12 protein-coding genes are annotated in these 12,667 nt (G+C 65.8%); 4 read left to right on the forward strand and 8 right to left on the reverse strand.

Annotated elements, in window-relative coordinates; all coding sequences use genetic code 11:
• Positions 1-8 precede the first annotated feature (8 nt).
• The 6 genes from P4L93_01455 to P4L93_01480 form a co-directional block, all read right to left on the reverse strand.
• Positions 9-929: an EamA family transporter gene (locus P4L93_01455; GenBank protein ID MDR3685612.1), complete on the reverse strand. Its 921-nt coding sequence runs from the start codon at positions 927-929 to the stop codon at positions 9-11.
• 10 nt (positions 930-939) lie between these two features.
• A complete protein-coding gene (locus tag P4L93_01460) occupies positions 940-1,389 on the reverse strand; it encodes a hypothetical protein (protein ID MDR3685613.1) in 450 nt (149 codons plus the stop codon).
• Positions 1,390-1,472: 83 nt separating this feature from the next.
• Positions 1,473-2,681, reverse strand: coding sequence for an ABC transporter permease (locus P4L93_01465; GenBank protein MDR3685614.1), 1,209 nt, complete (start codon positions 2,679-2,681; stop codon positions 1,473-1,475).
• Positions 2,678-3,928 (reverse strand): ABC transporter permease, encoded by a 1,251-nt coding sequence (locus P4L93_01470; GenBank protein ID MDR3685615.1) that lies wholly within the window; start codon positions 3,926-3,928, stop codon positions 2,678-2,680. The genes P4L93_01465 and P4L93_01470 overlap by 4 nt, the downstream gene beginning before the upstream one ends.
• A gap of 10 nt (positions 3,929-3,938) precedes the next feature.
• Complete coding sequence (locus P4L93_01475) at positions 3,939-4,895, reverse strand: ABC transporter ATP-binding protein (GenBank protein ID MDR3685616.1); 957 nt, start codon at positions 4,893-4,895, stop codon at positions 3,939-3,941.
• On the reverse strand, positions 4,892-5,617 hold the full coding sequence (locus tag P4L93_01480) for a type 1 glutamine amidotransferase (GenBank protein MDR3685617.1): 726 nt from the start codon (positions 5,615-5,617) through the stop codon (positions 4,892-4,894). The genes P4L93_01475 and P4L93_01480 overlap by 4 nt, the downstream gene beginning before the upstream one ends.
• A gap of 209 nt (positions 5,618-5,826) precedes the next feature.
• Here P4L93_01480 and P4L93_01485 point away from each other — a divergent pair, with 209 nt between their 5' ends.
• The gene (locus P4L93_01485) at positions 5,827-6,474 is read left to right on the forward strand and encodes a TrkA family potassium uptake protein (protein ID MDR3685618.1); all 648 of its coding nucleotides are present in this window, start codon (positions 5,827-5,829) and stop codon (positions 6,472-6,474) included.
• A 10-nt stretch (positions 6,475-6,484) separates the two neighbouring features.
• Positions 6,485-7,189: an NAD-binding protein gene (locus tag P4L93_01490; GenBank protein ID MDR3685619.1), complete on the forward strand. Its 705-nt coding sequence runs from the start codon at positions 6,485-6,487 to the stop codon at positions 7,187-7,189.
• A 64-nt stretch (positions 7,190-7,253) separates the two neighbouring features.
• On the opposite strand, the gene P4L93_01495 is transcribed toward P4L93_01490, so the two are convergent.
• The gene (locus P4L93_01495) at positions 7,254-9,215 is read right to left on the reverse strand and encodes an APC family permease (protein ID MDR3685620.1); all 1,962 of its coding nucleotides are present in this window, start codon (positions 9,213-9,215) and stop codon (positions 7,254-7,256) included.
• Positions 9,216-9,326: 111 nt separating this feature from the next.
• Entirely contained in the window at positions 9,327-9,857 is a 531-nt protein-coding gene (locus tag P4L93_01500; protein ID MDR3685621.1) for a hypothetical protein, read from the reverse strand.
• A gap of 307 nt (positions 9,858-10,164) precedes the next feature.
• Between P4L93_01500 and P4L93_01505 the strand changes: the two genes are divergently transcribed.
• Positions 10,165-11,727, forward strand: a complete 1,563-nt coding sequence (locus P4L93_01505; protein ID MDR3685622.1) for an OFA family MFS transporter — start codon at positions 10,165-10,167, stop codon at positions 11,725-11,727.
• A gap of 145 nt (positions 11,728-11,872) precedes the next feature.
• Positions 11,873-12,667 (forward strand): ATPase, T2SS/T4P/T4SS family (locus tag P4L93_01510; GenBank protein ID MDR3685623.1); only part of this gene is annotated, 795 nt, incomplete at its 3' end.

The raw sequence follows: 12,667 nt of genomic DNA on the forward strand, positions 1-12,667 counted from the left end.
GCAGAAGGTCACGTCGCTGCCTTCTCGCGCGTTTGCCCCCGGGTCTGCACGATGATAACCCCGACGATGGCTATCGCGCCGCCGACAACGGTCAGGAGCGCTGGCACCTCACCCAGCCACACCCACGCGATGAGCGCCGCCAGCACGGGCGACAGGTAGAGAAACGTCGTCATCAGCGATGCGGGCATGCGCGACAGCGCGTAGTTCGAGAGCACGTAGGCGATCGCGGCCGGGAAGATGCCCAGGTAGACGACGGCCATCGTTGCCGAGGGCGCCGCGTGCGAGAACTGCCGAGCGAAACTCGGCGCGAAGACGAGCATCGGAATGGTGCCCGCCCAGATCGCGTAGCACGTGAACTCGATCGCCGAGTAATGTCGCAGCAGCCGCTTCGACAGGATGAAGTACGCAGCCGTGGCCAGCGCCGAGAGCAGCACGAACAGCGCGCCTGCGGTGAAGTGCAGCCCGCCACTGCCGCTGACCGAGATCAGCGCCACTCCGGCGAACGCGATCGTGGTACCGGCCCAACCTTGCCACGTCAGCCGCTCGCCCAGGAACGCCATCGACAGCAGCGCCACGAACACCGGCCCCGCCGAGATCAGCAGTGCAGCCGCGCCCGAGCTCACGGTCTGCTCGCCGAAGTTCAGCGAGACGTGATAGATGGTGATGCCGACGACCCCCGCAATCGCGATTCCGGCGAGGTCTTTGCGGCTTGGAAGCCGCATGCGCGTCAGGATCGCGAAGACGGCCAGCACGAACGAGGCCGTCCCGAAGCGCAGCAGCGCGACCTCGCCCGGGCCATAGCCGTCGGGACCTGGGACGCCCGCCGGGCTCAGTCGCATGCCCGCGCGGATGCCTGCGAACGCCGAGGCCCACAGCAGCAGCGTCGCCGCCAGCGAAAGCCATACTTTGGGGTCTCGGCGCCAGTCCATCCGCCCGTGCTTAGGACTGCACTGGTGGGACTGGCGGCTGCATGGGTGGCTGCGCCGACGGCTGTGGAGGCTGAGGCACCTGAGGAACCTGGGGCGCCATTGGCGGTCCGCCGTAGGGTGCGGTCGGCGGTATGTAGCCTGCTGTGGGGGCGTAGTAGCTGCCCGGCGCGGGCGGCAGCGGACCCTCGACGTTGTACCCGAGCTGGGCGCGCAGAGCGCGGTTCTCCTGTTGCACGGGCCAGTCGGAGAAGGCGAGATAGAGCAGCATGCCCAAGTTGACCAGCGGGACGAACATGAGCAGCGCCATCCAGCCGTTGTAGCCGGTGCGCTGGACGATCTTGTAGTAGATGAAGACCGTCCCCACTATCAGCAAGACGATGAAGAGGAAGTAGCACAGCACGGCGCCGCCTATGAGGCTGCCCAGTGCCGCACCTGCGTTGCTCGCCTGCGAGCTGTCCATGAGATTCCTCTCTCGGCCGGGCCATTCCGCGACTCTCTGAGCCATCGTAGCGCTGCGGTGGCGCTATCGCTTCCCGAAACGTGCTATTCGAGGCGCAGCCGCGAGAGTCCTATCGCGAAGAAGACGATCGCCATGCTCAGCAGCACGAGACACGGCGTCACGACGGCTTCGAATCCCATCCCGCGAGCTACCACGTTCTTGAGGCCAACCATCGCCCAGCCAGTCGGTGTGGCCAGCGCGATCTTCTGCATCGTCGGCGAGGTGATCTCGATCGGCCAGTAGCAGCCGCCGAGCATCGCCATGGCGGTGGTGAGCGCCGGCGAGACCGCCGAGAGCTGGCTTCGCGTGCGCACGAGCACGGAGATCATGATGCCCATGCCTGTCGACGCGAGCACCAGCGAACCCAGGACCGCAAAGACGGCCAGCGGAGCGGCGCCCCACGGCACGTGAAAGAGCAGCGAGCCAAAACCGACCAGCACGGTGGCCTCAAACGCAGCCATCGAAGCGACGCCGAGCACCTTGCCGCCGACGATCTCCCCGCGGCTTGCCGGCGTCGCGAGCAGGCGCCTCAGCGTGCCGAGCTCGCGCTCCTCGAGAAGGCCGCCCGCACCGCTGAAGGCCACCGTCAGCACGAAGAAGACGGTGAAGCCCAGCGAGTACTGGGTGCTCGCGGGCGCCGAGAGCTCGGCGGTGTGCTCGGCGTTGGCTCGAACGAGTTGCGATGTCATGCCTACCGGCGGGTTGGGCTTCCAGAAGCGATCGGCCTCTGCGTACAGCGTTCGGAAGTCCGGCGCGTTGGCCGGATACACCCCACCCGCGCCCAGAACCAGTGCGTCTGCCGAGACGTGCGCAGCCTTGGCGTTAGTGGCGATTCGCGAAGTGGCGCCCTTTACGACCTCCACGATCGCCTGCGCCGCGGTCGAGCCTGGGTCGCGCAGCGTCGTGACGGTCGCAGTGGTGCCGCGCTCCACCTCGCGCCCGAAGCCGGAGGGGATGATGACGGCCGTGGGCGCGTTGCCCGAGCGCACCTCCGAGCGCGCGTCGGCTTCGCTCATCGGCTGCGCCGCGTACGTTCCCGTCTGATCCAGCGAACTCACCACGAACGCCGAGTACACCGAGTGGTCGTTATCGGCGACCGGGACCTTCGTCACGCTGCCAGCTTGACCGCCACCGAATGCCAGCCCGAACACCCACGTGAGCAGCAACGGCAGCACGAGCACGCCCACCAGCTGTCCGCGGTCTCGAAACAGCTGACGGAGGTCGAGCCCGGCGATGGTCAGGATGCGCCTCATCGCTCGGCTCCCGCTCGCCACACGCCGAACGCGTAGAACGCGATGGCGAACGCAAGCAGAGCAACTACTGGCCCGAGAACCCCAGTGACGCCAGCGCCCTCCACTTGAACTCGGTGCCAGCCCTCGATCGCCCAGCCAACCACGGACAGGTATCTGATCCACTGTAACCAGACGGGCAGCACCGTGACCGGGAAGAACGCGCCCCCGACCAGCGCCTGAATCTGCACGAGCACAGGCCCGATACCACCCACTCCGCGCTCGGTGCGGGCCACTGCGGCGATCAGCGTCGCGAGCCCAGTTACGGCAGCGATCTCGGCGCACGCCACGAGCAGCGTCGCTGCCGGATTCTCGCCCCACTGCACGTGAAGCACGAACCGCGTGAACAGATAGAGAGCGACGAACTGCGCGAGCCCTAGCGCGAAGACGCCCATCATTTTGCCGCCCACCACGGCAGTTCGAGGCGTTGGGGATGCAAGCATGCGCGGCATCGTCTGTTCTCGGCGCTCCCGGATGGTGGAAAACGCACCGTACATCGCGCCGAACATGAGGAACATCGCGGTCATCGACAGCGCGTAGTAGTCCAGGGAAGTGACTTTCACGTTGCCGCTGGCCACCGTGTCGTCGACGGTCACGGCGTCCAGCGCGTTGTCTTTGGCCGCCTGCGTGATCGCCAGCCCGGCGATCTCCGCCGCACCACCCGCCTGTGCCAGCGCCGGCGAGTCGCTGTTCTGCGTCGCTTCCAGCGCCGTGCGCACCACCACCGTGACCGCCGAGTACCGCGTCGCCACGGCCTTCACAACGCTCTCCCAGATGCCCGCCGCCGTGCCTGAACCGGGGTCGGTGAACACCTGCAAGTCGACCGCGCGGCCGTCGCCGAGTGCGGCACCGAATCCCTTGGGAATCACCAGCGCGGCGGCCAACTCCCCGCTCGCGACGCGCGCCCGGGTACCCGCCAGATCGCGAGAGCGCTCGATGGCGAACAGTGCCTTGATGCGGTCCGCGCCCGTGAGCGCATCCTCGAGCTTGGCCGCCTGGTCGTCGGAACGCGGGTGGTTAAGGATGCGTGTGTCGAGGTTCACGATCGCGACCTTGATCTGTGTCCCTCCCCCGCCGCTGGTCAGCCCGCCCAGGGCCGAGCCGAGGATGATGATGAGGATGGCCGGCATGGCTATCAGGATGCCGAGCGCTGAGGGGTCGCGCGCCCAGACACGCAGGTCCTTCATCGCTATGTAGAAGGCGCGTCGCATCGGCGCTGGCCTAGTCGCGCAGCGCGCGGCCGGTGAGGTGGAGGAATACCGACTCCAGGTTGGGCTCGACGACCTCCACGGAACGTACCGAGGCGCCCGCCGCCGTAATCGCAGCAATCGCGGCGCCCAGCACCGGCCCCGCCTCGGGCGCCAGCACCTCGAGGGTAGCGTCCGCGAGTTCGGCTCGCGAGACGCCGGGCACGGCGAGCACGGCCGCCAGCGCCTCGCCGCATCGCACGTCGGCGAGTTCGATACGCATGCGATCCTCGTCACCCACGAGTGCGCGCAGTTCCTCGAGCGACCCCTGTGCGATGACGTGGCCGTGGTCGACGATTGCGATGCGATCGCACAGCGCCTCGACCTCTTCCATGTAGTGGCTCGTATAGAGGACCGTCATGCCCTCGCGGTTGAGTTCGCGAACGGTGTCGAGGATGTGGTTGCGGCTCTGCGGGTCGATGCCCACCGTGGGCTCGTCCATCAGCAGCACGCGGGGACGATGCAGAATGCCCGCCGCGATATTGATGCGACGCTTCATGCCGCCCGAGAACGTCTCGATGCGCTTCTTCGCCTGGTCTTCCAAGCCGGCCATCTTCAGGCCGTAGCCGATCGAATCGGAGAGTGCTTTGCCGCTCAAGCCGTACATGCGACCCCAGAACCGTAGGTTCTCGGCGGCGGTAAGCGTTGGGTACAGCGCGATCTCCTGCGGCACGACGCCCAGTACCCGCCGCACGGCACCCGACTGGTTGCGAACGGAGTGGCCGTCCACGACAACGTCGCCGCCATCGGGGGCGAGCAGGCACGAGATCATCGAGATGGTGGTGGTCTTGCCCGCACCGTTGGGGCCGAGCAGTCCGAAGATCGATCCTTCGGCGATGGAGAACGACACGCCGTCAACGGCGGTCATGTCGCCGAAGCGCTTGACCAGCCCGTCAACCTGAACGATCGAGTTTGGGGTCCCGCCGCTCACAGCGCAGAAGCTGCGGCGAGCCTGTCGACCTCCACGGCGAGCGCGTCGAGTATCGAGAACAGCAGCTCGCGGTCGGCAGCGATGCGGTCGGGCGCTTCGTCCATGAGCTCGTTGGCCGACATCGTCCACATGCCGTCACCCGTGAGCTCGTCACCGCAGGCCTCGATGAGCGAGCGCAGCGACGCCTCACTCCACTCGAGGTGGAACTGCAGACCCAGCACGCGGCGGTCGAAGAGGAACGCCTGGTTCTCGCACGCCTCGCTTGAGAGCAACGGCACGAGGCTCCCGGGCAGGTCGAACGTGTCACCGTGCCACTGCCCGGCCACGAAGTTGTCGGGCCATGCGTTGAGTAGGCGCTCGAACCCGCCTGTCTCCGTCTTCTCGACCGAGTACCAGCCAATCTCCTTGACGTCGTTCCGCCGAATCTTGCCGCCCAGAACCTCTGCCAAGATCTGCGCGCCCAGGCATATGCCCAGCACGCCTCGGCCAGCGGCAATGCACTCGACCACGTAGTGCTTCTCGGCATGCAGCCATGGGCTCGCGACCTCGTCGTCGGCGTCCATTGGGCCGCCCAGAATCACGAGAAAGTCGACACCATTGCACGCCGGGTACTCCTCGGTGGCGGCAAGGCTTGTTGTGAGTTCGTGACCACGGGCGGCGGCCCAGTCGGCAATGAGTCCAGGTCCCTCAAAGGGGGCCTGCTGGATGGCGTGCACGCGCATGGTAACTCCCCAGGCTTATCGAAGCTTGTTCATTTCCGATAATAGTACAACGGCGCGCGAACGTACCCCCCATCGGTGAAATCCTGCCCGACGCACGGCCGAGCGAAACTATTGGGTGACTCGGGCGAACTCGGGTACTAGCATGTTGCGATACGCGTGACGTCCCCCGCAGAGCGCTTGCGGACCGCCAGGATCTAGGGAGCTGAGAGATGCACGTCGTCATCGGCGGGTATGGCCGAGTAGGCCGCTACCTCGCGCACGAACTCGAGGCGCAAGGACACACGATCGCGGTCATCGATCGCAACCCCGACGTGTACGAAGAGTACGAGGGCATCAACGGCCTGCGCCTCAACGGCGAGGTGTTCGACCTCGACACGATGATCAAGGCGGGCATCGACCGAGCCGACGCGTTCGCCGCCGTCACCAGCGGCGACAACAGCAACATCGTGGCGGCACGAGCGGCGCGCGAGCGCTTCAACGTGCCGCTGGTGGTCGCCCGCATCTTCGATCCCAAGCGCGCGATGATCTACGAGCGCTTCGGCATCCCAACCGTCTCGGCAGTCCAGTGGTCCTCGTCGCGGCTACTCGCAATGCTGCTCGACCCCAAGGTCCGCAGCGACTACGCGTTCGGGCAAGGCGAGGTCGTGCTCGTCGATCTCGAGGCGCCGGACGCCCTCGAGGGCAAGCGCATACTCGACCTTGAGCTGCCCCGAGTTCTGTCCGTGGTCGCCGTGGAGCGCAACGGGCACGCGATTCTGCTCGCCGACACCGACGTCGTCCACGCGGGCGATCAACTGTTCATGGCCATCGATCGCGATTCGGCCCCGGAGCTACGCAAGCTCCTCGGGCTGCTCTAGGGAGGCGGACATGCGAATCGTCATCGTAGGCGCTGGCAAGTCCGGACTCTTCCTTGCCCAGGAACTCAAAGCCGAGAACGACATCACGCTCATTGAGGAGCGCTACGATCGCGCCGAGATCGTCGAGTCGATGATGCCCGACGTCACCGTGCTACACGGTGACGCGTGCGAGCCCGAGGTACTCGAGCACGCCGAGATCGGCACGGCAGACCTCACCATCGCGGCAACCGGCGACGATGAGGACAACCTCGTCGTCGCGATGCTGGCCAAGCACTACGGCCCCGGTAAGGTGTTCGCCCGCATCAACCACCCGCGCAACGAGTGGCTGTTCACCAAGGACTTCGGAGTCGACGTTCCCGTGTCGTCGACATCGGTGATGCTCTCGCTCGTGGAGAAGGAGGTGGGCTTCGGCGACCTCGTCACATTGCTGCGCTTGCAGGCCGACAACGTCTCAATCGACGAGATCACGCTGCCCACGACCGCTGCCGCCGTGGGCAAGTCGCTCGCTGAGATCACGCTGCCCGAGAACGCCCACGTCATGGCAATCATCACTCGCGAGGCTGGCCTGACCGTCGCCAAGGGCGATACGATCCTTGCCGCCGGCGACGAACTGCTCATGTTCTCCGACGGCGAACATGAGGCCGAGGTTCGCGCCGCACTGGGAATCCAGATCCACGTCGAAGCGATCGAGATCGAGCACCCCCACTACGAGTAGCGCCCGTGACGGCGCGGACGGCCGAGCGCATCATCGGCTCAGCGCCTCGCGCTGCTCCCCCGGCCTACACCTGAGGTGCGGCTGGCGGTGCCGCGGGCGTCTCGGCGGGCGGCGCCACAGGCGTCTTGGCGCGCTCGGAGCCGTCGGCGCGAATCGCGCGGTACCTGTCCTCGTCGAAGCTGGGATGGTAGGGCACGTCGGCGACGATGACGCCGTCCTCGCCAAAGAGTTGTTGCTTGATCCAGAACGACGTCTGGTCGTGCAGCATCGCGTCGGCGGCGTTCTGCGGAGCGTACTCGGGCACCACAACCGTCACGACGTGATCCTTGTTCGGGCGCGGGAACGCCCGCACGTAGTTGAGCACCGGCGAGATGACCTCGCGGTACGGTGACGGGACGATCGTGAGCTTGATGCCCAGCCCCGCCTTGTCCCACTTGCGACGGAAGGCCTCGCCTTCCTCGCTGCTCACGTCGACGAAGATGGCGTCGACCGTGTCGGCGCGAAGCGTCTTGGCGTACTGGAGCGCGCGTACGAGGCGGCGGTCGATGGTCTTGACCAGGATGACCACATGGTTGTGCAGGCGGTTGTACGCCTGCCAGTTCATGTCCACGAGCTCGCTATCGGGCAGCGCAAGCTCCTCGCTCACCAAGTCGTAGCGACGCTTCACCCACAGGAAGTACGCGACCATGATCGGCACGAGCACCATGACGATCCAGGCGCCTTGACCGATCTTCGCAATAGCGATGATGAGGAACACGATGCCGGTCGTGACTGACCCCACGGCATTGACCACAGCGGCGGCCTTCCAGCCCGGGTCGTCTTGGTTCTTGAACCAGTGGACGACCATCCCGGCCTGCGACAGGGTGAACGACATGAACACGCCCAGCGCGTAGAGCGGGATCAGCGCGCTTGTCTCGCCGCGGAAGCCCACAACCAGCACCGCTGCGGCCGCGGTCAGAATCAGGATGCCGTTGCTGTGGACGAGCCGGTAGCCCTTGTCCTTAAGCTGATGCGGCAGAAAGTCGTCGCTTGCCATGAACGAGCCCAGCCGAGGGAAGTCCGCGTAACTCGTGTTGGCGGCGATGACCAGGATTCCCATGGTGGCGAACGAGATCACGTAATAGATAAGGCCAGTCCCAAACAGCTGACGCGAGATCTGGCTGATGACCGTCTCGGTCTCGACGTTGCGAACCCCCGCCGTCACCGCGATGTAGGTGATGCCGAGGAAGAGGAAGAGGAGGATGCCGGCCATCCAGGTCAGTGTCTTCGCTGCATTCTTGGAGACGGGCTCGGCGAACGCCTGGACGCCATTCGCGATTGCCTCGACGCCCGTCATGGCTGCGCAGCCGGACGCGAACGCCCGCATCAGCAAGAAGAGCGAGAACGCGCCCAACGGAACGATCGCGGCGTGCGATGAAGGCACCTGGATAGCTGCCGGCCCTCCAGTGAACAACTTGAAGAGTCCCCAGAGGATCATCCCGATCATGGCGACGATGAACGTGTAAGTCGGTATCGAGAAGATGGCGCCGGACTCTTTGACGCCGCGAAGGTTGCCCACCGCGAGAATCGCGATGAAGAACAGGCAGATCGGCACGGTCCACGGCAGCATCTTCGGGAACGCCGAGGTCACCGCAGCCGTCCCCGAAGCAATGGACACGGCGACGGTCAGCACGTAGTCGACCAGCAGCGAGGCGCCGGCTATCAGCCCCGCCATGTCGCCGAGGTTCTCGCGCGCGACGATGTACGAGCCGCCGCCGCTGGGATAGGCGCGGATGGTCTGCCGATACGAGATGGCGACGATGACGAGCAGAACGGCGATGGCCAGCGAGATGTACCAGGCGAGGTGCAGAAACGCCGCGCCTGCGATCGATAGCACGAGGATAATCTCGCCCGTTGCGTACGCAACCGACGAGATAGCATCTGACGAGAACACTGCAAGCGCGATCGGATTCGAGAGCCTCTGGTGTCGAGATTCCTCGTTATGAAGCGGATCGCCGAGAAACACGTTCTTTACGCGACTGGGCATACGAGCCTACGACCCCTTAGGTGACTCACGCGAGTTGGCAAGCGCGCGCAAGGGCGCATCCCTCACCCCCGTCCCGGCATGCACCTGTCAGTGCATCTGCACAGGATAGTGTCACTCCTTGCGCTCGGGGAAGCCCCCATGTTCCGGAGCGTTCCAATCGCCAGTGGCGCTTACGCCGTTGGGGAAGTCCTGCAGCGGGTCGGCAGCGTCGTCGCCCATCGCATCGAGGATCTCGGGAATCTCGTCCTCTGAGAAAACGTCGAGCTTCAAGCCACCGGCGCTGTCCTCTTCGAGGAGAGCGGCCTGCTGACCCCATAGCTCCTTCTCCTCGGCGGCACCGTTGTCGTCGGCGGCCTTGGCGTCCTCCTCGGAAGTTGCACCGGGGCGAGTCGCGCCCTCGAGCACCACGTGCGAGTCGGCAGAGGCTGGGACCTCGATACCGAAGCTCAGCGGCGCGTCATCGACGGTGCCCGGGATTCCGGTCTCGGGCGCGTCGGGGTCGTTCGCGTAGTCGTCGGGAGCGCAGGGCTCCTGCTCGGAGTCGCACGCCACTTCTCGGCCATCGGGCTCGATGAATACGCCGCTCTCGCGGTCGAGGTGCTCATCTACGGGGCGTTGCGTTGCGTCATCGTCGGCAAACATGGCGTCCACCTTCTGTGCTGGCGACGCTTGAGGTCGCGGCGTACGGGTCACACCGATTGTGCCCAAGCCGAGGCGCCAGCGAACAGCCACCGCGTCCCGGCCGATGCCGCGCCGCATGCGAAGGCTTCCAAGCCGTTCGCCGTTCGCGGTCATCATATGGCCATCTGCCGACGATACATGCCATTCGCGTGGGTTTCGCAGAGGTTTCATGCGCCAGGACACATGCTGGCCACATGTTGATACGCCTGGCCGACCGGCGAATGTTCGGCGGGCGCGTTCACCGGGGAACCGGGAAGGAGTGGTTGGGATGGCAGATCAGACGACATCCCCGTCAAAGGGGTGGGTCGTCACCATCGCAGGTTTGTGCATCAACCTTGCGTTGGGCGTCCTTTACACATGGAGCATCTTCACCGCCAAGTTCACGACGGTACTTACGCTCGGAGCTGGCGGTGCGGTGTCCACCAAGGAGGCGCCGGTTGCAGGCGCCGGTCCGATTCCGGCTGCCGACGCAGTCACCGTCTACCACCTCAAGCTCGCCGAGGGCGCCAAGACGGTCAGCGGCTTCTTCGTCAGCGGCCTCTCAAAGGCAGGCGACCCGACCTCCGGCTACAAGACGGTCGGCGTCGCCAAGACCGTGCTCGCCGAGCACGCGTACAACTGGGCCGCTACCGACGCTCTGGCGCCGTACGCGCTCGCGCTGCTCTTCTTCGCCTTCACGATGGTCTTCGCTGGCCGTCTGCAGGACAAGTACGGCCCCCGCATCGTTGCCACTGCCGGCGGCGCGTGCGTTGGTCTCGGCATGATCCTGGCTAGCTTCTCGGACTACTCGGCCAAGGGTAATCACGGGCTTCTGCTCCTCGGCTTCGGCGTTCTGACCGGCATCGGCATCGGCCTCGCATATGCGTGCGCCACGCCCGCCGCAGTCAAGTGGTTCCACGCTAGCAAGCGCGGCCTGATCTCCGGCATCGTGGTCGGCGGCTTCGGATTGGCTTCCGTCTACACCGCTCCGCTCACCACCCAGCTCATCTCTGGCGCCGGCCTCAACGGCACCTTCATGTATCTCGGCATCGCATTCCTGATCGCGATCATCCTGTTCGCGCAGTTGCTTCAGAACCCGCCTGCGGGCTACGTCGCTCCGGTTCCGGCCGGCTTCACGCCTCCGCCGCCCAGCGCCGCCGCAGCGACCGCCCTGAAGCGCGTCGAGTACACGTGGCAGCAGATGGTCAAGACCCCGCAGTTCTACCTCCTGTGGATGATGTATGCCTTCGCGGCCTTCGCCGGCCTGATGATGACCGGCCTTATCGGCAAGGTTGCGCCGGAGCTTCTGTCCCCGGCTGACTACGCGGTCATGTCCTCGGCCGAACTGGCCGGCATCGCTCTGGCCTCGGGCTTCCTGCTCGTCATGTTCCTGGCCATCGGCAACGGCCTCGGTCGCCCGATCATCGGTATGGTTTCGGACCGGATCGGTCGCGTGCCTTCGATGATCATCGTCTTCCTGTCGCAGGCCGTGCTCGTCGCGCTCATCCTCCCGAACTCGCACAACCTGTACCTGCTGCTCCTGGTCGCGGCGCTCATCGGCGCAATGTACGGCGCCAACCTGACGCTCTTCCCCGCCGCGACGTACGACTTCTTCGGTACCAAGTTCGGCGGAGTCAACTACGGCCTGATCTTTACCGCTTGGGGCGTCGGCGGCGCTCTGGGTAACTACGCCGCTGGTTGGATCAAGGACGCCTACGGAGTGTTCACTCCGGCGTACTACATCGCCGCCGGTCTCCTCGTGGTCGCCGCGGTCCTGGCGATCACCGTCAAGGAGCCGCATCACGCGGCCGAGGACACCGCCGCCGAGCACATGGCTCACGCGCAAGCGTAGTCCCACCGCTCGACTGCACCTCACGACAGCACTGCACCGAAGGGCCCCGGGCAGCCGGGGCCCTTCTTCGGCTTGCGCCCGCACTTGCCGATACATTCCTCAGGACCTGCAATACCTGCCCGCAACCCCGCAACGAAGGACCCGCATGCCCGTCAACGACCGCGAGAAGCTCGGCGAGCTTCTCCAGCGTATCGGCCTCCTCTCCCTCGATCAGCTCGACGACGCACTGGCCCAGCAGTCCATGCACGGTGGACGGCTCGGCGAGATTCTCGTGCGCGAGCTCCATCTCTCCGAGGAGCATCTCGCCAAAGCACTCGCCGAGCAGAAGAACCTGCGGCAGGTCGACCTGGCCAGCATCGAGATCGACCGCAACGCTGCGTCGCTGCTGCCTATCGGCATGGCGCGGCTCCGCGAGGTCATCCCGATCGGTTTTCGCGAGGGCAGGCTGGTGCTCGCCATGTCCAACCCCCTCGACATCGAGGCGATCGACGAGACGCAGCTGCGCACCGGCCACAAGGTGGAGCCGGTCGTTGCCGCGGCTAGTCAGGTCCGCTTCGCCATCGACAAGTACCTCGTGGCCTCCAACGCGCTCGAGGAGCTGGGCAGGCGCTCGCTGGGCGTTGCCTCCGATGTGCTCGACGAGGACATGGTGGAGGGCGACGTGCCGGTTGTGCGTATCGTCAACCAGATCCTGCGGGGTGCGGTGCGCGACGGCGCCAGCGACGTGCACATCGAACCTGGCGAGCACGAGACCCGCGTGCGCTACCGCATCGATGGCGTGCTCCAGGACATTGCTGGCCTCCCCAAGACCTCGCATCCCGCGGTGACGGCGCGTCTCAAGGTGCTCGCCGACATGGACATCACCGAGCACCGCCGGCCTCTTGACGGCCGCGTAGCCCTTCGCGTCGACGGCATGAAGGTCGACGTTCGCATCACCACC

This window comes from Coriobacteriia bacterium, assembly GCA_031292615.1.
Lineage (GTDB): Bacteria > Actinomycetota > Coriobacteriia > Anaerosomatales > JAAXUF01 > JARLGT01.